The following is a 23,544-nucleotide window of genomic DNA, read 5'->3' as shown; positions in this document are numbered from 1 at the left end:
CCCCGGCGACCGGCCGCGACCGGTGGCGGTCGCCCCGGCGCCGGCCGCCGCGGCCGCCGCGACCGCGACCGCGGCCCCTGGCCCTGGTTCGCGCTGCCGGCGATCGCGTTCGTCGTCGTCTTCTTCGCGGTCCCGTTCGTCCTCAACATCGGGTTCGCGTTCTCGGACTGGTCCGGCTTCACGAACGACATCTCGTTCAACGGGCTCGACAACTTCCGGGCGCTGATCGATCAGGAGCTGTTCGTCAACGCGGTCACGGTGACCGTGCTCTACGCCCTGATCACGCTCTTCCTGCAGACGGCGATCAGCCTGCCGCTGGCGCTGATGCTGGTCGAGAACACCCGCATCAACACCGTCTTCCGGTCGCTGTTCTTCGTCCCGGTCCTGATCTCGCCGCTGGCGGCCGGCTACGTCTGGAAGGGCCTGCTGGCCCCCGACGGGCCGTTCAACGGGATCCTCGCCTTCCTGCTGCCGGGCGGCTTCGACTGGAACTGGCTGGGGGAGACCTCGACCGCGCTGCCGGCCGTCGCCCTGATCGACGCCTGGAAGTGGAGCGGGCTGATCACGCTCGTCTACATCGCGGGCCTGAAGGCGATCCCGAAGGAGATGATCGAGGCCGCCACGATCGACGGCGCGGGGGCGTTCGCCCGCTTCTGGCGGATCAAGCTGCGGCTGCTGGCGCCGGCGATGACCTTCAACGTCGCGGTCACCCTGGTCGGCGCGCTGAGCGCCTACGACGTGGTCGCCGCGACCACCGGCGGCGGACCCGGCGACCACACCACGACCCTCAACGTGGCGATGCGCCAGCAGTGGGGGCAGAGCTTCTTCGGGCCGGCGAGCGCGCTGAGCCTGACCGTCACCGCACTGGTGATCCTGACCGCCGTGCCGCTGGTGGCGTGGCTGCGCCGCAGGGAGATCGCATGAGCACCGCCGTCGGCACCCGACCGGTCGGCGCCCGCCGCTGGCCGTCGCGGGTCAAGTACCTGCTGCTGGCGGTGTTCGCGATCCCGTGGGTCGTGCTGCCGCTGTGGATGGTGATCGTCAACGCGATGAAGACCGAGGGCGAGGCCCAGGCGCTGAGCCTCGGCCTGCCCGAGAAGTGGGCGATCGGCGACAACCTGTCGACGATCTTCGACGAGGGCCACTACCTGTCGGGCCTGGTCAACAGCCTGCTGATCACGGTCCCGGTGCTGATCGTGGTGCTGCTGCTCGGCTCGGCCGCGTCGTGGGCGTTCGCCCGCAGCCGCGCGCGCTGGATGAAGGTCGCCTTCTACGTCACGTCGCTCTCGATCCTGCTGCCGCCGGCGATCATCCCGTCGATCTACCTGCTGCGGCAGATGGGCGTCGACGGCACGCTGCTGGCCTACGCGCTGGTCCTGATCGGGACCAGGATGGGCGTCGTCGTCTTCCTGACCACCGGCTTCGTCCGCGCGCTCCCGACCGACCTCGAGGACGCCGCCTCCGTCGACGGCGCCTCCTACTTCCAGATCTACCGCCGGATCATGCTGCCGCTGCTGCGGCCGGTGCTGCTGGTCGGCGCGGTGATGCTGGTGATCACCGTCTGGAACGACTTCTTCTTCGCCCTCTTCCTGATCCAGGGAGAGGACAGCGCCACGCTGCCGCTGGCGCTCTACCAGTTCGCCTCGGGCACGGTCGACACGCTCCGCTGGAACCTCGTCTTCGCCCACGTGCTGCTGACGAGCCTGCCGCTGATCGTGGTCTACCTGTTCGTCCAACGCCGCGTCATCAGCGGCCTCACCGAAGGAGCGATGAAGGGATGACCTCCGGTTCGCCCAGCTTCGACCTCGTCCACGACCTGCTCGCCGAGCACGTCCGCGAACGGCGCCTGCCGTGCGCGGTCTTCGGGGTCGCGACGTCGTCCGGGATCCAGAGCCTGGAGGCGTTCGGCTCGGCGGCGGGACGGGCGGTCGAGCGCGACGACACCTTCCTGCTGTTCTCGGCCGGCAAGCCGCTGGTCGGCCTGACCGCGATGCGGCAGGTCGAGCGCGGGCGGCTGTCGCTGCGGACGCCGCTCTCCGAGGCGGTCCCGATGTTCGGGCTGGCGCGCGAGGACGAGGTCACCCTCTGGCACCTGCTGACCCACACCGGCGGGATCGTCGAGGCGACCGTCGCCCCGGAGACCTCGCTGCTGGACCAGCTGCTCTACGCGCCGCAGATGTACGAGGCCGGCCGCTTCGCGCTCTACTCGAACGTCGGCTTCACCGGGATCGGCGAGATGATCGGCGCAGCGGCCGGCCGGCCGCTGCACGAGCTGCTGCCGGACGATCTCGGCGCGCTGCCCGGCGTCGATGGCCTGAGCCTGGATCCGGACGTCCCGTGCATCCCGCTCGAGGGGCTCGACCGGGTCGTGATCGACGTCGACCGCTTCCGCGCCCTGCGCCACCCGGCCGGGGCGGTCAGCGCCACCGCCGGCGACCTGCTGGCGCTCAGCACGATGCTGCTGGCCGGCGACCGGCAGCTGATCCACCCCGGGACCCTGCAGGCGATGACGCGCCCGCAGACGACGGGGATCGAGCGGCTGATGCCCGACCCGCTGCACATCGGCCCGGGCACCGGCCAGGAGTGGGGGCTGGTCTGGAACATGCGCACCAGCCCGACGATCTTCGACCACCGGCTCTACGGGCACGGCGGCCTCTCGGGCTGCCAGTGGTGGATGTACCCCGAGCACGACGCGGCGTTCGTCCTGCTGACCAACGTGATGAACCCGCTCGACGTCGGCGTCGACCTCGACGGGGTCCACAACGCCTTCACCACCTGCCTGGACCCGATCGACGACCCGTCGGTCGCGGCCTACCCGATCGGGGCGGGCGCATGACCAGCGGCGTCTACCGGCGCTACGCCCCGGCCGAGCGCCGGCGGCGGATGGTGGCGCTGCTGCGCAAGCGCCGCAGCGTCACGATCGCCGAGCTCGAGGAGCAGTTCGGCGTCTCGGCGATGACCGCCCGCCGCGACCTGGCGATGCTCGAGACGCGCGGCCTGGTCTCGCGGACCTGGGGCGGGGCGACGATGCCCAGCCCGGTCTCGAGCGAGCAGCCGTTCGCCGAGCGCCGCGACCAGGACGCCGAGACCAAGCGCCGGATCGCCGACATCGCGCTGCGCATGATCGAGCCGCACGAGACCGTGATCGTCGACGGCTCGACGACGGCCTGGTTCCTGATCGAACGGATCGTCGGCGAGCAGCTGCCGTGCACGATCATCACCAACTCGCTGGCGGTGATGGAGCTGGCGGCCGACGCGGGCCCGCAGGTCCAGCTGGTCGCCGTCGGCGGGCTGCTGCGGCCGTCCAGCCGCTCGTTCGTCGGGCCGGCCACGATCCGCGGCCTCGGCGAGCTCTACGCCGACCGCGCGTTCCTCTCCGTCCACGGGATCGGCCCGGACGGCGCGATGACCGACCCGGACCCGCTGGAGGCCGAGGTCAAGCAGGCGATCCTGGGGCAGTCCAAGGAGGCGGTCCTGCTGGTCCAGCAGCCGAAGTTCGGCGCGATCGCCCAGAACCGGATCGCCGCCCTGGCCGACGTCAGCCACGCGGTCGGCGTCGACCTCGAGGACGACGCCGTGGCCGTGCTGGCCGACGCCGGCGTGCAACTCCACCGGGACGCCGCGTGACCGGAGCCCTGCACGCGGAGCGGTTGCGCTGCGAGCGGCTGGAGGACCCGCTGGCGGTCGGCGCGCGGGCCCCGCGCCTGAGCTGGATCGTCCGCGGCCCCGGTCGCGACCAGTACCAGACGGGCTACCGGATCACCGTCGCCGCCGACCCGGACGACCTGCTCGCCGAGCGGTCGCTGGCCTGGGACTCCGGGCTCGTCGCCGGCGACGAGACGCTGGCCGTGACCTACGGCGGACCGGCCCCCGCCGCCGGCGAGCGCCTGCACTGGCGGGTCCAGCTGTGGGACCGCGACGGCCGGCCCGGGCGACCGAGCGCGATCGGGTCGTGGGGCGCCGGCCTGCCGGCGCGGGCCTGGCGGGCCAGCTGGATCGGCCACGGCCACCCGTGGCGCGCGACCCAGCCGCCGTCGGGGGACGACCTCGACCTGCTGACCAACGCCGAGTTGACGGCGGCGCTGCTGCGGACGACGTTTCGGATCGACCGTCCGGTGGTCCGCGCCACCCTCTACGCGACCGCCCGCGGGCTGTACCGGCTGCAGCTCAACGGCGAGCGGGTCGGCGACGAGGAGCTGGCTCCGGGCTGGACCGACTACCGCCGCCGGATCCACTACCGCGCCCACGACGTCACGTCGCTGCTGCGCGACGGCGAGAACGCGCTCGGGGTGCTGCTCGGCGAGGGCTGGTACGCCGGCTTCGTCGGCTTCTCGCCCAAGCAGCGCGGCGCCCACTACGGCAACCGCCCGAGCGCGCTCGTGCACCTGCGGGTCGAGCACCTCGACGGGTCGCGGACGACGGTCTCCTCGGACGGCTCGTGGCGCGCCAGCGACGGGCCCGTCGTCTGCTCGGACCTGCAGCTGGGGGAGCGCTACGACGCCCGTCGCGAGGCGCCCGGCTGGGACCGGCCGGGGTTCGACGACCGCGACTGGGAGCCGGTCGTGCTCCACGAGCCGACCGACGCCCGGCTGCTGCCCGACCCGGCCGAGCCGATCCGCCGCGTCGCCGACCTGACGCCGGTCGCCCTCGATCAGCCGCGGCCGGGGGAGTGGGTCTTCGACCTCGGCCAGAACATGGTCGGCCGGACCCGCCTGCGGATCCCCGGACCGACGGCGCCCGGGACGGTGGTGCAGCTGCGCTTCGCCGAGGCCCGCCACCCCGACGGGACGCTCTACACCGAGAACCTGCGCGGCGCCCAGGACTGCTGCGACGTCGTCGTGCCGCGCGGCGACGGCGACACGCTGTTCGAGCCCTGCTTCACCACCCACGGCTTCCGCTACGTGGCGGTCACCGGCCTGCCGGCGCCGCCGGCGCTCGACGACCTGACCGGCGTGGTGCTCCACAGCGATGTGCGCCGGAGCGCGAGCTTCGCCTGCTCGCACGAGCTGCTGAACCGGATCGACCGCAACGTCGAGTGGAGCCTGCGCGGCAACCTCGTCGGCCTGCCGACCGACTGCCCGCAGCGCGACGAGCGGCTCGGCTGGCTGGCCGACGTCCAGGTGATCGGCGACACCGCCTGCCGTGGCTTCGACCTCTCGGCGTTCCTGCCGCGCTGGTTGACCGAGGTCCGCGACGCCCAGACCGCCGACGGCATCTTCCCCGACGTCGCGCCGGTGCCGCCGCGGCAGGCGTCGCTCTCGCGGGGGGCTCCGGGCTGGGGCGACGCGGGCGTGCTGGTCCCCTGGACGGCGTGGTGCGCCTACGGCGACCGGCGGCTGCTGGAGGACTCCTGGGAGTCGATGGAGCGGTGGATGGCGCACCTCGAGCGCGCCAACCCCGGACGGCTGCGCCACGCCCAGCGCCACAACGACTACGGCGACTGGCTGAACGTCGGCGCCGACACCCCGCGCGAGCTGCTCGCCACCGCCTACTGGGCGCTCGACGCGCGGCTGATGGCCCGGATCGCCGACCTGCTCGGCCGTCCCGCCGACGGCGAGCGCTATCGGCGCCTGCACCGCGAGATCGCCGACGCCTTCGTCGCCGCCTTCGTGGCCGCCGACGGCACGCTCCACCAGCCGACCCAGACCGGGTACCTGCTGGCGCTGCGGGCCGGCGTGCTGCCGGAGCGGCTGCGGGCCGGCGCCGTCGCCGGCCTGGTCGCCGACATCGCCGCCCGCGGCGGACGACTGAGCACCGGCTTCCTCGGCTCCGGGCTGCTCTGCCCGGTCCTCAGCGAGCACGGCCACGCGACGCTGGCCTACGACCTGGCGCTGAGCCAGGAGCACCCCTCGTGGGGCGCGTCGATCCGCCACGGCGCGACGACGATGTGGGAGCGCTGGGACGGCTGGACCCCCGAGCACGGCTTCCAGTCGCCGAACATGAACTCGTTCAACCACTACGCGTTCGGGGCGATCGGCGAGTGGCTGCATCGGCACGTCGCCGGCCTCGACGCCGATCCCGACGTTCCCGGCGAGGGCCAGCTGCTGATCCGCCCCCAGCTCGACGAGCGGCTGACCTGGGCCCGCGCCAGCAGCGACGGCGTCCGCGGGCCCGCCCGCGCCGGCTGGGCGCGGGTCGGCGACCGGCTGACGGTGACCGTCGAGGTCCCGCCGAACTGCCGCGCGACCGTCCTGATCCCCGGGAGCGACCCGGCCGCGCTGCGCGAGGGCGACGGGCCGGCGGCCGACGCCGAGGGCGTCGCCGTGCGCGGGGTCGACGACGACCGGATCGTGGTCGCGATCGGCTCCGGCAGCTACGCCTTCACCGCCCCGTGGCCGACCGCACCGCCAGCGGTCGATGCCCGCCCGACGACCGGCGTGGCGGCGCCGACCACTCCGGAGGAGCACCGTGGCCACGATTGAGCTGCAGGACGTCACCAAGCGCTACGACGACGGCACCGAGGCGGTCAGCGGCCTCGACCTCGAGGTCCGCGACGGCGAGTTCCTGATCCTGGTCGGCCCGTCCGGCTGCGGCAAGTCGACCGTCCTGCGGATGATCGCCGGGCTCGAGCAGATCTCCGACGGCGAGCTGCGGATCGACGGCGACCGGGTCAACGACCGCGCGCCGAAGGACCGCAACATCGCGATGGTCTTCCAGAACTACGCGCTCTACCCGCACATGACGGTGCGCCAGAACATGGCCTTCGCGCTGCAGCAGGCGAAGGTCCCCAAGCGCGAGATCGCCGAGCGGGTGGAGGAGGCCGCTCGCGCGCTCGACCTCGACGCGCACCTGGAGCGCAAGCCGGCCCAGCTGTCGGGCGGCCAGCGCCAGCGGGTCGCGATGGGACGGGCGATCGTCCGCTCGCCGAAGGCGTTCCTGATGGACGAGCCGCTGTCGAACCTCGACGCCAAGCTGCGGGTCCAGATGCGGGCCGAGGTGGCGCGGATCCAGAGCCGGGTCGGCACCACCACGGTCTACGTCACCCACGACCAGACCGAGGCGATGACGCTCGGCGACCGGGTCGCGGTGATGCGCGGCGGCGTGATCCAGCAGCTCGACACGCCGGCGGCGCTCTACGAGCGCCCGGTCAACCTGTTCGTGGCGGGCTTCATCGGCTCGCCGGCGATGAACCTGCTGGCCGGTCGCTGGCAGGGCGAGACGGTCCGGCTGCCGTTCGGCGAGGTCCCGCTGCCGGCGGCGGTGCGCGAGCGCCACGGCGCGGCGGCCGAGCCGCGCGACGTGATCGTCGGCATCCGCCCCGAGCACGTCGAGGACGCCGGCCTGGTCCGCGAGGGCGGGGAGGGCCGTCACCTGCGGTTCACGGCCCGTCCCGAGGTCGTCGAGTCGCTGGGCTCGGAGCTGCACGTCCACGTCGCGGTCCCGGGACCGGCGGTCCAGAGCGACCAGCTGCGGGAGCTGGCGGCCGACGCGGGCGCCGGCGACGGCGCGGGCGCGCTGGTCGGCGGCCGGTCTCTGGTGGCGCGCGTCGACGTCGCCAGCCGGGCCCGGGTCGGCGACCCGCTGGAGCTGGCGCTGGACCCGCGTCGGCTCTACCTGTTCGACCCTCGCGATGGGAGCAACCTTGCGCTCGCCGGGTGAGGCCGAGGGACCGTCAGCCGGGCGGTGCGGGCAGCAGCGCCCGGATCGCCCCCGAGGTCAGCGTCACGAACTGCTCGACGACTCGCTCCTGCGGGACGTCCGGGCGGACGGCCCACCAGCGGCCGACCTGCTCGCCGGCGCCGACGATCGCGTGGGCGACGATCTCCAGCCGCTCGGGCTCCAGGTCGCTGCGTCCGTCGGCCAGCAGGTCGGCGATCATCGCGGCGTTGCGGTCGCGCATCTCGTTGACGGCGAGGCTGCCGGCCTGGCCGTAGAGCAGCCACCAGTGGCCGCGGTTGGCGGCGACGTAGTCGAAGTAGCCGCGGACGACGGCCAGCAGCCGCGCCCCGCCGGTCGGCTGCGCCTCGACCGCCGCTGCCAGGGCGGCGAAGAGCTGCGCCCGTCCCCGCTCGACGGTCGCCTCGTAGAGCCCGTCCTTCGAGCCGAAGTACTGGTAGAGCAGCGCCTTCGTGATCCCGCTGCGGCGCGCGATCTCCTCCATCGACGCCGCCTGGAAGCTGTGCCGCGCGAAGACGTGCTCGGCCGCGTCGAGCATCCGCGCCTCGCGCTCGGCGCGCGAGATCCGCTTGCGCGGGGCCGGCTCGGCGGCGGGTCGCGGGCTTCGTGGTCGGCGTGGGGCGGGCATCGGCGGCGGCGGTTACCCGGATCGCTCCGGGTCGGCGTGGCGAAACTATGCCATAACTAACTGTCGGTTAGAAACCGGCACGGGATCGAGCGCCGCGATCCCCCGGGAGGAGAACCATGGACCACACCCCTGGTCGCGGCGTGTCACGCCGCGTCCGTCGGCGTGCGCGCACGGGCGCGCTGCTGACCTTGACCATCGCCGGCCTCGCGCTGGCTCCGGCGGTCGCGAGCGCCGACGTCTGTCCGACGCGCGTCGACCCGACCGACTTCACCACCGAGGCGCAGCTGCGCGCGCTCAACCAGGTCGAGCAGGACTTCGGTCCGCGCCCGACCGCGAGCCCCAGCCAGCACGCGTTCATCGACTGGCTCGAGGGCCAGATGAGCGCCATCCCCGGCGTCCAGACCTCGTCGCTGCCCTACACGACCGACCGCTGGGACTCCCAGCCCGGGACGCTCGAGGTCGGCGGGCAGCAGATCCGGCTCGCGGGGCCGGTGCCGTTCGCGGCGTCGACCGGGCCCGGGGGCGTCAACGCGCCGCTCGTCTACGTGCCGCCCGGGCAGTCGATCACCGCCGCCAACTCCGCCGGCAAGATCGTCATCCGCGACCTGCCGGTGACGAGCCTCCCGAACCTCTTCTTCTATCCGCCGCTGTTCGGGTTCTCGATGTACGACCCCGGCAACACGACCAACCTGCTCGGCACGTTCGACTCCGAGGGCCTGGCGCAGGCCGGGCTCGACGTCGACGCGGCGGAGGCCGCCGGGGCCAAGGCCGTGCTGTCGGTCAGCCGCCTGGCCTACGACCAGTTCGCCGGCAGCTACGCGCCCTACGAGGGCCAGCCGCTCGGGCTCCCGAGCGCCTACCTGGCCGCCGACGAGGGCCAGCAGCTGAAGGACGCGATCGCGGCGACCCCGAACGTGCGGGCGACGCTGACGCAGGAGTCCAGCAGCGCCCCGACCGCAACCCGCACGCTGCTCGCGACGCTGCCCGGCGGCAACGCCAAGAAGATCGTCGTCGAGAGCCACACCGACGGCATGAACGGCGAGTGGGACAACGGCCCGATCTCGATGATCGCGATGGCGCGCTACCTGGCCTCGCTGCCGATCGAGTGCCGGCCGGAGACGATCCAGTTCGCGTTCGTGACCGGGCACCTGCACCAGCACCTGGTGTCCGACCTGGTCCGCAACGGCGGAGCCGGGCAGCTGGCGATCACCCTCGACCAGGAGTACGACCAGAACAAGGTCAAGGGCGTGGTGGTCCTCGAGCACATGGGCGCGCGCCGCTACGAGGCGGTCGACCGGCCGGGCAAGCCCGGCAAGCGGCTGCAGCTGACCGACCAGAACGAGATGTACTGGATCCCGGTCACCGAGAGCCTCAAGCTGCGGCAGCTCGTCGTCGGCGAGGTCGAGCGTCGCGACCTGCGGCGGACGGCGGTGCTCAAGGGCCTCGACGTCGCCGACCTGACGCGGGTGCCCCAGATCTGCAGCTTCGGCGGCGAGGGGACCCCGTACAACCAGCACCTGCTGCCGACCGTCTCCGGCGTCGCCCTCCCGGGCGGGCTGTTCTCGCCCCAGTTCGGGCTCGAGGCGATCGACTTCGACCTGATGCGCCGGCAGACGCTGGCGTTCACCGACATCGTCACCGGCATGAGCAGGATGACCCAGGCCGAGGTGGCCGGGGACGTCACGTTCATGCGCCAGCAGCGAGCGAACGGAGCGCCGACCTGTGCCTACTGAGATGCGTGACGCACCCCGCCGCGCCCGGCGCCTGCTGGCGCTCGTCCTGACGCTCCTGACCGTCCTGCTGGCCTCGGCCGGCGCGACGGCCGCGAGCGCCGCGCCGATCGAGGCGGCCTACGCCGCGCCCGGTCCGGCCACCGTCCTCACGCAGGACGTCACCGACGGCACCGGTGCGGTCACGTACCGGATCTTCTACCCGGCCGACATCGCCACCGGCGCCCGCCGGCCGATCGTCACCTGGGGCAACGGCAGCTGGGCGACGCCGGCCCAGTACCCGGGGCTGCTGAACCACCTGGCCTCGTGGGGCTACGTGGTGATCGCCTCGACGTCGCAGAACACCGGCACCGGTAGCGAGATGCTGGCCGGGGCGCAGTACATGGTGGCCCAGGACACGACGGCGGGCAGCCCCTTCCAGGGCCGTCTGGACACCACCGCGATCGGCGCCGTCGGGCACTCCCAGGGCGCGGGCGGGGCGGTCAACGCCACGACCCACTCCGGCGGGCTGATCCGGACGACGGTGACCTACGCGCTGCCGGCACCGCTCTGGGTCGGGGCCGCGGACGCCTTCGACGTCGGGCAGCTGACCGGGCCGTCGTTCTTCATCGGCGGCCAGTGGGACGTCCTGATCGCCTCGGCGACGGAGCTGCGCAAGTACTACGACGCGGCCGGCGGGCCGGCGGCGATCGGCGTGATCAACGGCGCCGACCACAACACGATCCAGAACGCCGGGACGCCGGTGCTGGGCTACGTGACCGCGTGGCTGCAGTACCAGCTGCGCGGCGACGCGGTGGCCCGCGGCGCGTTCGCCGGGCCGACGCCCGAGCTGCTCACCAACTCCGGTTGGCGGGCGCGGGCGACTCGCGCGCTGCCGTAGGGCGGCGGGCTGGCCGAACCGACCGGACGGCGGGCTCCACGGGCTGTTGGTGGACCGTGGGGCCCGCCGTCCGGTCGGGATCGGCTGGGCGGTCGACGGGCTGTGGGGCCCGCCGACGCCGGGATCGACGGGCGGCCGTGGACGGGGGAACGTCGCGGCCGCCCGCCGATCCGCTCGCGGGCGGCGGCGTCGTGCTCAGCCCTCGCGCAGCCGCGCCTCGACGCTGGCGACCTTGTCGTCGAGCGTCTGGTCCGGCTTGTCGGTCCGCTCGTCCAGCTTCAGGACCGTGTAGGCGCGGGGGAGGCCCAGCTCCAGGGGCACCCGGTGCAGCTCGCCGACGACCGCCAGGATGTCCGCGGTCGCGCCCTCGAGCGACGTGCCCATCGCGTGCATCCGGTAGCCGACGCGATCCTGCGCCGCGAGCCGTCGCTGGATCTCGGCGATGTAGCCGCTGGCGCTGGCCTCGGCGCGGCCGAGGCCCAGGACGGTGAGGTCGGCGGTGGCCATGGGGGGACCGTAGACGGTCGCCGGCCCCCGGGAGCGCTACCGCGCGGCGCCGATCCGAACGGCGGGCGGCGCGGGGGCGCTCGGGGCGCTCGCGACGACGGTCACGGCCGGCGCGCTGCTGCGCTTCTGGCCGTGGTGGAGCGTGTCGCCGGCGAAGAAGAAGAACCAGACGGCGGCCGCCAGCAGCGCCAGGCTGACCGAGATCACCATCACGACGTCGAGGATCGTGGTGACCCGGCCGGTCGTGCGGCCGTCGCGCATCGACTGCGTCCACGGCATCCGGATCACGACCTCGTCCTCGCCGCCGGTGACCCGGGTGTAGACGCTGTTGAGCCAGGCGAGGATCTTGACCATCACGAAGCCGGTGACCCCGATCGCGACCAGGATGAACAGCACCTGGCCCATCGACAGGTTCTGGCTGTCGGCGTTGGCGGCGGTGACCCGCAGCCACAGGTAGGGGCTGCCGGCCCACATGAACAGGCCGCCCAGGAGCATCAGGACGAAGATCAGCCCCGCGGCGACTCGGCGGCTGCCGCCGATCGCCGTCGCGGGCTCCGGCGCGGCCTTGCCGGCCGCCGGTCGCTGCCCCGTCGTGGCCTTCTTCGTCCCGGTCATCCGGCGCGATCGTAGCGCTACCGACCGGCCCGCGCCACCGGAAACCGAACAAACGCGACCGCGAGTAGGAAGCGGAGGGGCGCCAAGGACGCCGTGGCCGGGCACCGTGCACGAGCCCCGGCGCGCCCGGGCCTCGGGGACGGGGGAGCCGGCGACGGCGATCCTCGGCATACTGGAGCCCATGTCGCGGACGCTCCGCCTGTCCTTCGCGATCGCCGCTGCCGTGGTGCTCGCCGGCGTCCTGCTCTACACGAGCTTCGCCGGCTCGGCCGAGGCCCGCCAGCCGAGCGAGCTGCGCGACGCCAAGGCCGGGACCGACTACCGCCTGACCGGCGTCGTGGTCGAGGGATCGTTCAAGCGCAAGGGCGAGTCGATCGTCTTCCGGGTCCGTGACCGCAAGGGCCACGCCTCGGTCCCCGTCACCTACAGCGGGCAGGTCCCGGATCCGTTCCGGGAGGGCCGCGAGGTCATCGTCACGGTCCGCAAGGGCCCCGCCGGCTCGGCGACCTTCACCGGCAAGCCCGACTCGCTGGTGACGAAGTGCCCCTCGAAGTTCGACGACGGCAAGAGCGAGAAGACGCCCGCCGCCTCGAACCCGTCTTGAGGGCCTGATGGCCCTGCTCGGCCGCGGGCTGCTCGCCCTCGCTCTCGCGATCGCCGTCTACGGCGTCGTCGCGAGCATCGCCGGCGCCCGCGCCGGCGGCACCCGCGGCGAGGCCTGGACGACCTCCGGCCGCCGCGCGGTCTATCTGGTCGCCGCGCTGGCGACCGTCTCGTTCCTGCTGCTCGAGGTCGCGTTCATCCGCACCGACCTGCGGTTCGAGGTCGTGGCCGACCACTCCAGCTCGACGACGCCGCTGCTCTACCGGATCGCCGCCCCCTGGAGCTCGCAGGAGGGGTCGCTGCTGCTGTGGGTCTGGCTGCTGTCGCTCTGGAGCTCGCTGGTGCTCTGGCGGACCGGCCGCCGAATGGCCGACGTCGTGCCGTGGGCCCAGGCCGTGCTGCTGGGCCTGGCGGCGTTCTTCCTGCTGCTGCTGACGGCCTTCACGTCGCCGTTCTCGACGCTCGCGCAGGTCCCGTTCGAGGGGGTGGGCCTGAGCCCGCTCCTGCAGTACCCGAGCATGATGATCCACCCGCCGATGCTCTACAGCGGGTACACGCTGTTCGCGATCCCGTTCGCGTTCGCGGTCGGCGCGCTGGCGGCGGGGCACGTCGGCGCCGACTGGATCCGCTCGACCCGCCGCTACGCCCTCGGCGCCTGGCTGCTGCTCGGCATCGGGCTGGTGCTCGGCGCGCGCTGGAGCTACGCCGAGCTGGGCTGGGGCGGCTACTGGGGCTGGGACGCGGTCGAGAACGCCGGGCTGATGCCGTTCGTGCTCGGCACCGCGTTCCTGCACTCGGTGATGATCCAGGAGAAGCGCGGGATGCTGCGCACCTGGAACGCGTCGCTGATCCTCGGCGTCGGCGTGCTCTGCATCCTCGGCACGTTCATCGTCCGCTCGGGCGTCCTGTCCTCGATCCACGCCTTCGGGTCGAGCACGCTCGGGATCCCGTTCCTGATCCTGCTGGCGACGATGATCGGCGGCTCGATCGCGCTGGTCACCTGGCGCCGCGACCTGCTGCGGTCCGAGCACCGGATCGACTCGCTGCTCTCGCGCGAGGCGTTCTTCCTGGCCGGCAACGTGGTCCTGGTCGGCCTGGTGCTGGTGATCCTGTGGGGGACGTTCTTCCCGCTGATCGGCGAGGCGCTGACCGGCCAGCAGCGCCCGCTGGAGACCGTCTGGTGGGGCCGCTTCGTCGGCCCGCTGGCGCTGGTCCTGACGCTCTTGATGGGCTTCGGCCCGCTGGCCGCGTGGCGGCGCACGACCGCGGCCCACGCCTGGCGTCAGCTGCGCGGCCCGCTGGCGGTGGCGCTGCTGGCGCTCGCGATCGGGCTGGCGCTGGGGGCGGGCGGCCACCTCGAGGTGGCGATCGCGGTCCTCCTCGGCGGCTTCGTGCTCGGCGCGGTCGGCCAGGAGCTGCAGCGCGGCGTCCGGGTGCGGCGGACCGCCACCGGCGAGCCGCTGCCGGTCGCGCTCGGCCGCCAGGTCGGCCGCAACCGGCGCCGCTACGGCGGCTACCTGGTCCACGCCGGGATCGCCGTCCTGATCATCGCGGTGGCCGCCAGCTCGGCGTTCAAGGACCAGCACCGCGTCCACGCCAACGTCGGCGACCGCTTCCGCTCCGGCGGCTACGAGCTGCGCTACGAGAAGGCGATCGGGACCTGGAAGACCCAGGCCGACGGCAGCGGCGAGAAGATCCAGAAGATCATCCTCGGCGCCCAGGTCGGGATCTACCGCGACGGCAAGCGGCTGCAGACGATGCGCCCGACCCGCGAGTACTTCCCCTCGACCGACGTCTCGCTGGGGCCGGTCAGCCGCTTCTTCCTCGGCGAGTCGGCGACCGAGGTCGCGCTCGACCCGGGCATCCGCCGCGACCTGTGGCTGGCGATGCAGCCCGACGGCGACGCGCTGGCCGAGCTGCTGCGGGCGGTCGACGACCGGCTGAAGAAGAACCCGGCGCCGTTCGCCGCGTCGGCCGACGCGGCGGTCAGGATCGCCGACTTCTACCGCCAGCGCCCGTCCCCGGTGACCTTCCAGGTGATCGTGTCGCCGCTGGTGACCTGGATCTGGATCGGCGCGCTGCTGGCCGGCCTCGGCGGGCTGCTGGCGATCTGGCCCGCCCCCGACCTGCAGACCCGGCGCGTGCGAGCGCGGCACGCCGCGCGCGTCGCCCGCGACCTCGGCCGCGCGCCGGCGGGGGACTAGGACGACGATGGACGCCGTCGCTGCCCTGATCGTCCTCGCGGCGCTCGCGATCGCGCTGTTCGTGCTCGGCCAGCCGCTGTGGCCCGGTCGCGAGCAGGCGGCCGCGGGGCGCCACGACCTGCGCCGCGCCGACCTCGACGCGGCCAAGATCGCCAAGTACCGCGAGATCCGCGACGCCGAGCTCGACCACGCCACCGGCAAGCTCTCCGACGCGGACTGGCAGGCGATCGACCGCCGGCTGCGGGCCGACGCGGTCGAGATCCTCCACGAGCTCGACGGGCTCGGAACGGCGCCCGAGGCGCCCGAGGACCCGCCGCCGGCAGCGGCCGGCGACGGCCACGATCCCGCGGCCGCGACCACCGGCGAGGGCGGCCCGCCCGACGCGGCGCCGGCCGGTAGGCTGTAGCCACGATGGAGGTCATCCTCTCGGTTCTGCAGGTCTTCGTGTCGATCGTCCTGATCGCGCTGATCCTGATGCACTCCGGCAAGGACGCCGGGTTGTCGGGCGCGTTCGGCGTCGGCACCGGTCAGGGCCCGCTCGGCGGGGGCTCCTACGTGGAGCGCAACCTGAACCGCTGGACCGTCCTCTTCTGCGTCGTGTTCGTCGTGAACACGATCGTCCTGATCAAGATCTGAACGCCGCTGCGCCGTCCCGGCCCGGCTCGATCCGCGCCCGCCGGCGCACCGCCCGCGTTCCCTCGATCGTCTCGGCCGCGCAGTTCCCGCGGGCGACGAGGTGGCTCGCCGACCGGGCCATCTGTGGTTGCGTACCGCTGATGGGCCGGCTCTCTCGATCGTCCCGGAGCGCCGTTCCGCGCTCCGGCGGACGTTCATCCCGGCGGCGCCCGCTCGCGGCCGCCGCTGCGCTGCTCGCGGCGCTGGCGCTCGCGCCGTCGGCTGCCGCCGCGAGCAGGACCGGCACGACCGGCCCGGGCGGTGGCGCCGGTGGCGGCTACCTGGCCCACCCGACCGATCAGCTCGGCGTCCCCGGGGCCCCGGAGTCGGCCGAGCTGACGCCGACCGGCTCGCTCTACAGCGGCCGGCTCGAGCTGACGTTGCGGGTCGGCGGCACGCTCCGGCGCTGGGACCAGCCGACCCGCACGCTCGAGGGCGAGCTGCCGGTCTACCGCGCCGTGCGCCGAGTCGACGGCCTGGTCCACCGCGTGCGTGCCTTCGCGGTCGACGCCGCCGGCGTGCCGGTCGTCCACCTGCGGGTCGAGGTCGTCAACCGCTCCGCGCGCTCGCGATCGTTCCGGCTCGGCCTCGACGTCGGCTGGCTCGGGGCCGGGGTCCGCGAGCGCTCGCCGGCTCCCGGCCAGCCCGCGCGGCCGTACTACCGCTTCATGCGCGCGGTGCAGCCGCAGATGCCGGGGGGACTCGACCAGCCGGGAGACCTCTTCGACCGCGCCTGGCGCTACCGCTGGCAGGCCGGGGTGCTCGACCGCTCGGGCAGCCCGCTGCTGGCCGTCGGGCAGCTGAGCGGGCGCCGGAGCGCCGGCGACGCCGTCTCCCGGACCGTCCTCCCGGCCCGTCGCCGCGACGCCGTCGGCGCCCGCCAGCGGCTGCGGGCGACGGTCCGCCCGGGGGCGACGCGGACGCTCGACGTGGTCGTGCCGCTGCGCCCGGTCCCGGCCGGCAGCGCCGTGCTGCAGGACGGCTTCGACGCCGGCCTCGCACGGCTGGCCGCCGCATGGCGACCGGTGCTCGACCGGGCGATGAGCCTCGAGACGCCGGAGCCGGCGGTCGACCTGGCCTGGCGGGCCGGGCTGCAGGCGCTGCTGGTGCCGCGGATCCAGCTCGCCGACGGCCGCTGGGTCCAGGGCGTCAACAAGTTCCAGTACCAGGCGTCGTGGCTGCGCGACACGGCGATGATCGCCCACACGCTGGACCTCGTCGGCCTGCACGAGGAGGCCGGCCAGGACGTGGCCTTCCTGCCCGCGTGGCAGAACGCCGACGGGCTGCTGCAGTCGCGCCGCGGGCAGCAGGACGGGATGGGCCAGGCGCTGTGGTCGTTCGGCGACCACGCGCTGCGATCGGGCGATCGGGCGCAGGCGCAGGCGCTGCTGCCGGTCGCGGACCGGGCGATGGCGTGGGTCGAGCGACGGCTGACGGAGGATCCGCGGTGGATCCTGCCGCCCTCGGACCCGGGCGACAACGAGGACCAGGCCGGGCACGTGACCGGCGACCTGGCCTGGCTCGCCGGCGGCACGCGGCGGGTGACGGGGCTGGCGCTGGTGGCGGGCGATCAGGCGCGCGCGGCGGCCTGGGGCGCGATCGCCGACCGGGTCGCCGAGATCGCTCGGGCGCGGGTCGCCGAGGCCGCGGTCGACGGCGTCGTGCCACCGGTCCTCGACGCGAAGGGCGGCGAGCGCTGGGGGCAGATGTGGCTGGCCTGGCCGACCGGGCTGCTGGCCCCGGACGACCCGCTGGTGCGGGCGACGATGGCGGCCGGCGCGGCCGAGGAGCGCGAGGGGCTGGCGATCTGGGACAAGCGGCTGCACCTGTACCTGGGCCTGCGCCGCCGCCACACGGCGCTGCTCGACGGGCGCCCCGACGTGGCGGTCGCGGGCGTCTACGCGGTGCTGGCGCACCTGACGGCGAGCGGCGGGACCTGGGAGCAGGCGTCGAAGCCCTACTCGCGGCGCGAGATCCTCTGGGCGCTCGGACCGCACGCCTGGGCGGCGGCCGACCTGATGTCGCTGCTGCACGACATGCTCGTGCGCGAGTCCGGCGGCGAGGTGCTGCTGCTGGACGCGCTGCCGCCGGCCTGGCTGCGGCCGGGCAGCAGGACCCGGATCCAGCGCGCGGCCACGATCCACGGACCGGTCGACCTGCAGCTCGACGCGCTCGCCGACGGGGCGCTGCTGCGGTGGTCGGCCGACGTCCCCGACGACGTGCCGCTGCGGGTCCGGATCCCGCGGGCGGTCGAGCAGGTCGAGGCGCCGGGGCTGGCCGCCGATGGCCGCTCGCTGCTGCTGCCGGGCCGCTCGGGCGAGCTGCGGCTGCGGTGGAGGCCGCGGCCGGTGGTCGCGAACGGGCCCGACGCGGCGTCGACGCGCCAGGCCCTGCGGCGCGCCTACGCCCGCCGCGGGAAGCCGTGGTGAGCGGTGGCCGGCTCGCCGCGGCGGCGGGCCGCCGCCCGCTCTGCGAGGCTTCGTGACTCGATGGTGCCCGCTCCACGGCTCGTGACCCGGCGCACGGCCGTCGCGTGGATCGCGGCGGCCGTCGCGGCGCTCGGAGCGATCCTGCTGCAGGCGTCCGAGCCGGACCCGACGGTCCTCTCGCCACCGCGGCTGGAGGCCGTCGGCCACCTGCCTCCGGCTCCCGGCGCGATCGCGCCTCCGCCGGCGGCGGAACGGCCGCGAGCGCCGGCCAGCGTCCTGACCGCGATCCCGGGCGATCGCGAGCTGCTCTGGACGGAGCGCGGCAGCGGGCGCGTCCGGCGCGGCACGATCGACGGCGACCAGGTCTCGGGCGGCGAGATCGTCGCCGAGCTGGCGGTCCGAGGCGGTGCTGCCGGCGGGGTTCGCGGGCTGGCCGCGGCCGCCGACGGCCGGGTCTACGCGTCGTACGTGCGGGCGGCCGACCGGCGGCTGGTGGTCGCCGAGATCGGCCTCCCGCGGGCGCGGATCGTCTGGGTCGGGCCGCGGGCCGGCGTGCGGCGGGTCGGCGGTGGCCTGGTCGCGCTCCCGGGCGGGCGGCTGGTGCTCGCCGTCGGCGACCAGGGGGGCGCCTACCGGGCGCGGACCTCCGAGGGCGTCGCGGGCCGCGTCATCAGCCTCGACCCCGATCGCGGTCCCCGCCAGGTCCCGCGGCGCCGCTCGCGCGGGTGGCACGACCCGACGGCGATCGCGCGGGCGCGCGGCGGCCGGCTGTGGATCGCGGATCGCGCCGGCGGCCCCGATCGCGAGCGGACCGGTCGCGGCGATCGTCCCGGGCTCAGCTCCGTCGCCAGCCCCTTCCGGCGGGCTCCGGTCGCGCTCGCCGTCAGCGGCGACGGCGGCCTGCTCGTGGCCTGCGGCTACCTCTCCGGGCGCCTCGACCGCGCGGAGCGCCGCGGCGAGCTGCCGGCGACGATCCCGCAGGTGCTCCCGACCCGCTGCCGCTACGGGCTGGCGATCGTCGGCGACCGGGTGCTGGTGTCGGCCGACGACGGCCGGATCCACGATGCGGGAACGGTCGAGGACCTGCGCCGGGACGAGCCGCTGCGGGACGGCACCGCGGCCGGCTAGCGCCGCGCGGCGCGGTCCGGGACCGGTGCGAACAGGCCGATCGGCTCGCGCTTGCCCTTCAGCTCGATCCCGGGCCGGGCGACGAAGCGCTCGCGCGGCTCGCCGGAGAGCTCCAGCGTGCGGGCGGTCAGCAGGATCGTGTCGCCGGTCCGGCGGGTCGACGACTCGACCCGCGCGGCGGTGTTGACGGTGTCGCCGATGACGGTGAACTCGAGGCGCCCGTCGCCGCCGATGCTGCCCGCGACGACCAGGCCGGAGTTGAGGCCGATGCCGACGCCGAGCGCGTCGCCGAACTCGATCTCGACGGCGGCGGCGATCTCGCGCGCGGCGGCGAGCGCCCGGCCGGCGTGGTCGACCTGGGCCTGTGGAGCGCCGAAGACCGCCATCAGCCCGTCGCCGACGTACTTGTCGACGTGGCCGCCATGGCCGTGGATGGCGGGGACGGCGCGCTCGAACAGGCGGTTGATGGTGGAGACGACCTCGCGGGCGGTCGAGCGCTCGGCGAAGCCGGTGAAGTCGCGCACGTCGAGGAACAGCACGGTCACCTCGACCTCCTCGCCGTCGGCGCGGACGCCGCCGTCGAGCAGGTGGCGGGCGACGTCGTGGTCGACGTAGGCGCCGAACGCGTCCCTGATCCGCTCGCGCTCGCGGAGCCCGGCGACCATCCGGTTGAAGCCGGCCTGCAGGAAGCCGACCTCGCTCGCGTCGTCGGGCAGGACGTCGACGTCGAGGTCGCCGCTCTCGACCTGCTCCATCGCGGTCCGCAGCAGCAGCAGCGACGCCGCGATCTGGCGCACCACCATCAGGATCGCCAGGAACCCGACGACGAGCGCGGTCGCCCCGAGCACGATCGTCGAGCGGGCCGCGGCCGCGGGCGAGGCGGGCAGGGCGAGGACGAACGCGGCCAGGACGACGGTCCCGAGCACGGGGACGGCGGTGCCCAGGCCCCAGGCCATCATCGTCCGCGTCGCCACGCCGGGGACGGCGTAGCTGCGGGGCGCGGTGCCGCGCAGGACCCGCCGGGTGATCGGCCGCATCGCGCGCTCGGTCAGCAGGTAGGCCATCGAGGCGGTGGTGATCCCGCCGAGCGCGACGGTGATCGCGACCTCGAACGCGGCCAGTCGCGAGACGCCGAAGTTGCTGGCGTAGAAGACGACGACCGCGATCCCCCACAGCGCCAGCTGCATCCCCAGCAGCCGCTGGGGCAGTCGCAGGACGTGCTCGCGGATTCGGTCGTCGGCCGGCGTCTCGGCGAGCAGCCAGCGGCCGATCGGCCGGGCGCGGCGCAGTCCCAGCCAGAGGCCGAGCGGGACCGCCACCGCCAGGTAGAGCGCGCCGGCGAGGACGTTGCGCCCGACGACGTCGGTGCCTCGGATCGCCTCCGGCAGCGGCAGCACCAGCGCCGTCAGCACGATCACGACCAGCGCGCCCGCCACGTTGGCGGCGACGGTCGCCCCGGAGATCACGCGCGTCCGCGAGCGATGCAGCTCCCGCCCGGCTCCCGTCGGGTCGGGACCGGCGTCGGGAGCTGGTCGTCGGGCCGCTGCCTCCACCGCGTCAGCCTAGTGAGCGGCGCGGTGGAGCGGAGCGGGCGCCGGACGCGCGACCCAGGCATCTCCGGGCCGTCCACGGATCGCACACGCTGGAGTTCCCGTAGTGGGTAGGCTCGCGACCGCGGCCGGCCGGACGCCGGCCGATGTGCGCGACGAACGACCGAGGGGGACCCGATGACGCGCGTGGTGGAGGTTGCCGGGATGCGGATCCAGATCGACGGGGAGCTGCGGGCCAGCACCGACGAGGACCGCGCGATCGATCAGGTGAGCGAGCCGCTGCAGTACATCGACCAGGACGACTACAGCTGCAGCAACGAGATCGCCGCGGTGATGCTGACCTCGACCCAGGCGCGGTTCAGCGCCGAGATCACGGTCCTGGACGCGGTCGACCCGGCGGAGGTCCCGAAGTGGACGGTCGGGTTCGCGCAGAACGTCGTCACGTACGAGCGCTTCGCGTTCTACGGCTCCGACCTCGGCGGGCAGATCACCGAGGACTTCCAGTACTACTCGCCGCTGCGCGACAGTGACATCGGCTCGCTGCCCTTCTACGCGTTCGGCGGCGGCGCGACCGAGGAGCTGCGGCTCCACCAGCTGCTGGACGTCTCGTGCACGGACGAGCCGCGGTGGCCGATACCGGTGGCGGTCACGGGGCGGGGGATCAACGCGCCGTTGCAGAAGACCGTCGGCGGCAATACGTTCATGACCTGGCTGATGCTCGCCAGGATGACCGAGACCGACCGCCAGGTCGTCCTGCTCGGCAAGCTGCCGTGGCAGGTGAAGCTCGAGGTCGAGGCGGGCCCCGCGGGCATCCGATGGAGCGTCCCGGTGACGACGACGTTCGGCGCGCCGGTGCAGCTCGACCAGCGCTACGACGCGAGCACGATCCCGCCGGTCGGCGACGGCGAGAACGTTCCGGACCTGCGCGAGCTCGAGGCGCACGACTACGTCCAGGGCCATCTGACCCGCAACATCGCGGGGGAGCACCCGCTGCTCGTCAACTGGATCTACACCGGCAACGAGTGCGCGACGACGTGGAAGCAGGCGACGAATCCCGCCCAGGTCCGCAACTGGCTGGAGGGCGCGCAGCCGTAGCGCTACACCGGCTGCGGGCAGCGGTTCGGCGACACCCCCACCGCGTACGGCCCGGAGATGAAGTTCCAGTCGGCCAGGTCGGCGTCGTAGGTCCAGTTCTCCCACCGGAACGTGTTGTTGGCGCCGCTGGCGAAGCACTCGGTGAAGTTCTTGTCGCACTTCACCCAGGTGCCGTACCCGCGCTGGTTGCGGCAGAAGCCGGAGCCGCCGCCGCTGAGCGACCAGCGGGCGACCGCCGAGGCGCCGTCCTTCTCGGCGTCGTAGACGTAGATGTCGTCGCCGTTCTGCGCGAAGCACGACTTGACGTAGTTGTCGGTCGCGCAGACGGCGCCCCCGGGAGGCCCGCCGCTCGCGACGCCGAGCTCGGCCGACGCGGGCGCCGCCGAGAGCGCGGCGAGCATGAGCGTGGTGCCGATGATTGCCACTGCCTTGCGCATGGATGCTCCTCCGGTGCTTGACCCTGTCCGCGAACCCGCGACTCCGCACACGCCGGTGTTCGCGCTGTCGGCACCGTATGCGCTGGTGCTCTCCGCTGTCAATCCAGCTCCTGGCAGGGCGCGGTCGCCGTCGGCGGGCGAGGCGGGGCCATGCGCCGGTCGCGAGCGACGGCGGCCCCCGAAAGCAGGAGATCCCGCGGCTCCGAAGAGCCGCGGGATCTCGCTGTCCTGCGTATGCGCCGAAGAGGACTCGAACCTCCACGGGGTTATCCCCCACAAGGCCCTCAACCTTGCGCGTCTACCAATTCCGCCATCGGCGCAGGACGGCGGAGTGTAGCCGTTCATCGTTCCGGACGAGGTCTGGTTGCAGTCCGCCGGACGGCGCGGTAGCGTAGCGAACACATGTTCGGTCGAGCGGAGTAGGGCATGGACCTCACGAAGCGCCAGCAAGAGATCTTCGACTTCATCCGGAAGTACACCTCGAACAACGGCTACCCGCCCACGGTGCGCGACATCGGCAAGGCGGTCGGGCTGGCCAGCTCGTCCACGGTGCACGCGCACCTGGCGAACCTGGAGAAGCTCGGCCTGCTGCGGCGCGACCCGTCGAAGCCGCGTGCGATCGAGCTGCTCGACCGCGCGCTGGAGTCCGCGGTCGAGGGCGTTCGCGGTGCGGTCGGCCACTCGCGGCGGCTGCCGCTGCTGGGCCAGGTCGCGGCCGGTACGCCGATCGTGGCCGAGGAGCAGGTGGAGGAGCACGTCCCCGTGCCCGACCTCGCGGGGGGCGAGGACGGCGAGTACCTGCTCCGGGTCCGGGGCGAGTCGATGATCGGGGCCGGCATCCTGGCCGGCGACCTGGTCGTCGTCCGCCGGCAGGAGACGGCCCGCGACGGCGAGATCGTCGTCGCGCTGGTGGGCGAGGAGGCGACCGTCAAGCGCTTCTTCCGCGAGAGCGACCACATCCGCCTGCAGCCGGAGAACCCCGACATGGAGCCGATCCGCTCGCGCGAGGCGCGGGTGCTCGGCAAGGTCGTCGGCGTGCTGCGGAAGGTCCACTGATGACCGGCGCCGGTGCACCGGGGACGCTTGCGGTGGCCGGCGCGACGCCCAGCCTCGTCGATCGACGGGAGCGGGCAGAGATCTTGGGTGGCGCGACGGCGCGACCCGGCACGGCGACGATGGGGACGACCGGCCCCGTTCGCCGTGATGGCAGGCGCGTGCTCGACGAGTTGGTCGTCGGCGCATGGGAGGGCCTGTCCACCGGACGTGCCGTTCCCTGCCCGCTGTGCGGAGGCCGCATGCGGCCGCTGTCCGCCGGGCGGGGAACGGGCGTTGGTGCTCGCTACGCCTTGGGAGGGGCGTGCGGGGAGTGCGGAACCTCGCTCGATTGAGCGGGTGATGGTGGCGTCGCCTCGCGTGGGGCGGCAGGCAGGACGCATCCGGCTGGGA

General features: G+C 74.0%; 21 protein-coding genes and 1 tRNA gene. 16 read left to right on the top strand and 6 right to left on the bottom strand.

What is annotated here, in order from left to right:
- The 6 genes from PAI11_RS16185 to PAI11_RS16160 form a co-directional block, all read left to right on the top strand.
- Positions 1-924, top strand: a 924-nt coding sequence (locus PAI11_RS16185; protein ID WP_050897274.1) for a carbohydrate ABC transporter permease, incomplete at its 5' end; no start/stop codon positions are given.
- A complete protein-coding gene (locus PAI11_RS16180) occupies positions 921-1,781 on the top strand; it encodes a carbohydrate ABC transporter permease (RefSeq protein WP_040600622.1) in 861 nt (286 codons plus the stop codon). The genes PAI11_RS16185 and PAI11_RS16180, both read left to right, overlap by 4 nt.
- A complete protein-coding gene (locus tag PAI11_RS16175; protein ID WP_007576701.1) occupies positions 1,778-2,836 on the top strand; it encodes a serine hydrolase domain-containing protein in 1,059 nt (352 codons plus the stop codon). Before PAI11_RS16180 ends, PAI11_RS16175 begins: the two co-directional genes overlap by 4 nt.
- Positions 2,833-3,627 carry a DeoR/GlpR family DNA-binding transcription regulator gene (locus PAI11_RS16170; protein ID WP_007576699.1) on the top strand — a complete coding sequence of 265 codons (795 nt, stop codon included), beginning with the start codon at positions 2,833-2,835 and terminating at the stop codon, positions 3,625-3,627. Before PAI11_RS16175 ends, PAI11_RS16170 begins: the two co-directional genes overlap by 4 nt.
- The gene (locus tag PAI11_RS16165; RefSeq protein WP_007576697.1) at positions 3,624-6,422 is read left to right on the top strand and encodes an alpha-L-rhamnosidase; all 2,799 of its coding nucleotides are present in this window, start codon (positions 3,624-3,626) and stop codon (positions 6,420-6,422) included. Before PAI11_RS16170 ends, PAI11_RS16165 begins: the two co-directional genes overlap by 4 nt.
- The gene (locus tag PAI11_RS16160) at positions 6,409-7,599 is read left to right on the top strand and encodes an ABC transporter ATP-binding protein (protein ID WP_007576695.1); all 1,191 of its coding nucleotides are present in this window, start codon (positions 6,409-6,411) and stop codon (positions 7,597-7,599) included. Before PAI11_RS16165 ends, PAI11_RS16160 begins: the two co-directional genes overlap by 14 nt.
- Before the next feature lie 13 nt (positions 7,600-7,612).
- On the opposite strand, the gene PAI11_RS16155 is transcribed toward PAI11_RS16160, so the two are convergent.
- A complete protein-coding gene (locus PAI11_RS16155; RefSeq protein ID WP_050897273.1) occupies positions 7,613-8,245 on the bottom strand; it encodes a TetR/AcrR family transcriptional regulator in 633 nt (210 codons plus the stop codon).
- Between the two features lie 116 nt (positions 8,246-8,361).
- Between PAI11_RS16155 and PAI11_RS16150 the strand changes: the two genes are divergently transcribed.
- Positions 8,362-9,978, top strand: coding sequence for a zinc-binding metallopeptidase family protein (locus tag PAI11_RS16150; RefSeq protein ID WP_007576691.1), 1,617 nt, complete (start codon positions 8,362-8,364; stop codon positions 9,976-9,978).
- A gap of 1 nt (position 9,979) precedes the next feature.
- The gene (locus tag PAI11_RS16145; protein WP_007576689.1) at positions 9,980-10,855 is read left to right on the top strand and encodes a poly(ethylene terephthalate) hydrolase family protein; all 876 of its coding nucleotides are present in this window, start codon (positions 9,980-9,982) and stop codon (positions 10,853-10,855) included.
- 195 nt (positions 10,856-11,050) lie between these two features.
- On the opposite strand, the gene PAI11_RS16140 is transcribed toward PAI11_RS16145, so the two are convergent.
- Together PAI11_RS16140 and PAI11_RS26440 are read right to left on the bottom strand one after the other, a co-directional pair.
- Complete coding sequence (locus tag PAI11_RS16140; RefSeq protein WP_007576687.1) at positions 11,051-11,362, bottom strand: MTH1187 family thiamine-binding protein; 312 nt, start codon at positions 11,360-11,362, stop codon at positions 11,051-11,053.
- Positions 11,363-11,398: 36 nt separating this feature from the next.
- Entirely contained in the window at positions 11,399-11,977 is a 579-nt protein-coding gene (locus PAI11_RS26440) for a hypothetical protein (RefSeq protein ID WP_007576685.1), read from the bottom strand.
- 181 nt (positions 11,978-12,158) lie between these two features.
- Between PAI11_RS26440 and PAI11_RS27385 the strand changes: the two genes are divergently transcribed.
- The 6 genes from PAI11_RS27385 to PAI11_RS16105 all read left to right on the top strand — a co-directional run bounded on the left by PAI11_RS27385 (position 12,159) and on the right by PAI11_RS16105 (position 19,016).
- Positions 12,159-12,581, top strand: coding sequence for a cytochrome c maturation protein CcmE domain-containing protein (locus PAI11_RS27385; protein WP_007576683.1), 423 nt, complete (start codon positions 12,159-12,161; stop codon positions 12,579-12,581).
- A gap of 7 nt (positions 12,582-12,588) precedes the next feature.
- A complete protein-coding gene (locus PAI11_RS16125) occupies positions 12,589-14,784 on the top strand; it encodes a heme lyase CcmF/NrfE family subunit (protein ID WP_007576681.1) in 2,196 nt (731 codons plus the stop codon).
- Positions 14,785-14,791: 7 nt separating this feature from the next.
- The gene (locus PAI11_RS16120) at positions 14,792-15,190 is read left to right on the top strand and encodes a hypothetical protein (protein ID WP_007576679.1); all 399 of its coding nucleotides are present in this window, start codon (positions 14,792-14,794) and stop codon (positions 15,188-15,190) included.
- A gap of 5 nt (positions 15,191-15,195) precedes the next feature.
- A complete protein-coding gene (secG, locus tag PAI11_RS16115; RefSeq protein ID WP_007576677.1) occupies positions 15,196-15,420 on the top strand; it encodes a preprotein translocase subunit SecG in 225 nt (74 codons plus the stop codon).
- A gap of 140 nt (positions 15,421-15,560) precedes the next feature.
- Positions 15,561-17,888: a hypothetical protein gene (locus PAI11_RS16110; RefSeq protein WP_007576675.1), complete on the top strand. Its 2,328-nt coding sequence runs from the start codon at positions 15,561-15,563 to the stop codon at positions 17,886-17,888.
- Between the two features lie 60 nt (positions 17,889-17,948).
- A complete protein-coding gene (locus tag PAI11_RS16105) occupies positions 17,949-19,016 on the top strand; it encodes a PQQ-dependent sugar dehydrogenase (protein ID WP_007576673.1) in 1,068 nt (355 codons plus the stop codon).
- Here the strand turns inward: PAI11_RS16105 and PAI11_RS16100 are convergent.
- Positions 19,013-20,569: an adenylate/guanylate cyclase domain-containing protein gene (locus PAI11_RS16100; protein ID WP_007576670.1), complete on the bottom strand. Its 1,557-nt coding sequence runs from the start codon at positions 20,567-20,569 to the stop codon at positions 19,013-19,015. The genes PAI11_RS16105 and PAI11_RS16100 overlap by 4 nt on opposite strands.
- 174 nt (positions 20,570-20,743) lie before the next feature.
- Between PAI11_RS16100 and PAI11_RS16095 the strand changes: the two genes are divergently transcribed.
- On the top strand, positions 20,744-21,661 hold the full coding sequence (locus PAI11_RS16095; protein WP_138974365.1) for a hypothetical protein: 918 nt from the start codon (positions 20,744-20,746) through the stop codon (positions 21,659-21,661).
- Positions 21,662-21,663: 2 nt separating this feature from the next.
- Here the strand turns inward: PAI11_RS16095 and PAI11_RS16090 are convergent, their stop codons facing one another.
- Both PAI11_RS16090 and PAI11_RS16085 read right to left on the bottom strand, forming a co-directional pair.
- Positions 21,664-22,098 carry a hypothetical protein gene (locus tag PAI11_RS16090; RefSeq protein WP_138974364.1) on the bottom strand — a complete coding sequence of 145 codons (435 nt, stop codon included), beginning with the start codon at positions 22,096-22,098 and terminating at the stop codon, positions 21,664-21,666.
- Positions 22,099-22,333: 235 nt separating this feature from the next.
- Positions 22,334-22,418 (bottom strand) — tRNA-Leu (locus PAI11_RS16085).
- A 106-nt stretch (positions 22,419-22,524) separates the two neighbouring features.
- Between PAI11_RS16085 and lexA the strand changes: the two genes are divergently transcribed.
- Positions 22,525-23,154: a transcriptional repressor LexA gene (lexA, locus tag PAI11_RS16080; protein WP_007576661.1), complete on the top strand. Its 630-nt coding sequence runs from the start codon at positions 22,525-22,527 to the stop codon at positions 23,152-23,154.
- The last annotated feature ends 390 nt before the right edge of the window (positions 23,155-23,544 follow it).

Origin of the sequence: Patulibacter medicamentivorans (genome assembly GCF_000240225.1) — a bacterium.
In the GTDB taxonomy this organism is placed as follows: domain Bacteria; phylum Actinomycetota; class Thermoleophilia; order Solirubrobacterales; family Solirubrobacteraceae; genus Patulibacter; species Patulibacter medicamentivorans.
Note: the sequence above shows the minus strand (reverse complement) of the source record. Positions and strands in the feature narration are given on the sequence as shown.

Excerpts from the sequence above, each read along its gene's own strand:
- PAI11_RS16180 (WP_040600622.1), top strand. The coding sequence starts at position 921 with ATGAGCACCGCCGTCGGCACCCGACCGGTCGGCGCCCGCCGCTGGCCG.
- PAI11_RS16175 (WP_007576701.1), top strand. The coding sequence starts at position 1,778 with ATGACCTCCGGTTCGCCCAGCTTCGACCTCGTCCACGACCTGCTCGCC.
- PAI11_RS16170 (WP_007576699.1), top strand. The coding sequence starts at position 2,833 with ATGACCAGCGGCGTCTACCGGCGCTACGCCCCGGCCGAGCGCCGGCGG.
- PAI11_RS16155 (WP_050897273.1), bottom strand. The coding sequence starts at position 8,245 with ATGCCCGCCCCACGCCGACCACGAAGCCCGCGACCCGCCGCCGAGCCG.
- PAI11_RS16150 (WP_007576691.1), top strand. The coding sequence starts at position 8,362 with ATGGACCACACCCCTGGTCGCGGCGTGTCACGCCGCGTCCGTCGGCGT.
- PAI11_RS16145 (WP_007576689.1), top strand. The coding sequence starts at position 9,980 with ATGCGTGACGCACCCCGCCGCGCCCGGCGCCTGCTGGCGCTCGTCCTG.
- PAI11_RS16140 (WP_007576687.1), bottom strand. The coding sequence starts at position 11,362 with ATGGCCACCGCCGACCTCACCGTCCTGGGCCTCGGCCGCGCCGAGGCC.
- PAI11_RS26440 (WP_007576685.1), bottom strand. The coding sequence starts at position 11,977 with ATGACCGGGACGAAGAAGGCCACGACGGGGCAGCGACCGGCGGCCGGC.
- PAI11_RS27385 (WP_007576683.1), top strand. The coding sequence starts at position 12,159 with ATGTCGCGGACGCTCCGCCTGTCCTTCGCGATCGCCGCTGCCGTGGTG.
- PAI11_RS16125 (WP_007576681.1), top strand. The coding sequence starts at position 12,589 with ATGGCCCTGCTCGGCCGCGGGCTGCTCGCCCTCGCTCTCGCGATCGCC.
- PAI11_RS16120 (WP_007576679.1), top strand. The coding sequence starts at position 14,792 with ATGGACGCCGTCGCTGCCCTGATCGTCCTCGCGGCGCTCGCGATCGCG.
- secG (WP_007576677.1), top strand. The coding sequence starts at position 15,196 with ATGGAGGTCATCCTCTCGGTTCTGCAGGTCTTCGTGTCGATCGTCCTG.
- PAI11_RS16110 (WP_007576675.1), top strand. The coding sequence starts at position 15,561 with ATGGGCCGGCTCTCTCGATCGTCCCGGAGCGCCGTTCCGCGCTCCGGC.
- PAI11_RS16105 (WP_007576673.1), top strand. The coding sequence starts at position 17,949 with ATGGTGCCCGCTCCACGGCTCGTGACCCGGCGCACGGCCGTCGCGTGG.
- PAI11_RS16095 (WP_138974365.1), top strand. The coding sequence starts at position 20,744 with ATGACGCGCGTGGTGGAGGTTGCCGGGATGCGGATCCAGATCGACGGG.
- PAI11_RS16090 (WP_138974364.1), bottom strand. The coding sequence starts at position 22,098 with ATGCGCAAGGCAGTGGCAATCATCGGCACCACGCTCATGCTCGCCGCG.
- lexA (WP_007576661.1), top strand. The coding sequence starts at position 22,525 with ATGGACCTCACGAAGCGCCAGCAAGAGATCTTCGACTTCATCCGGAAG.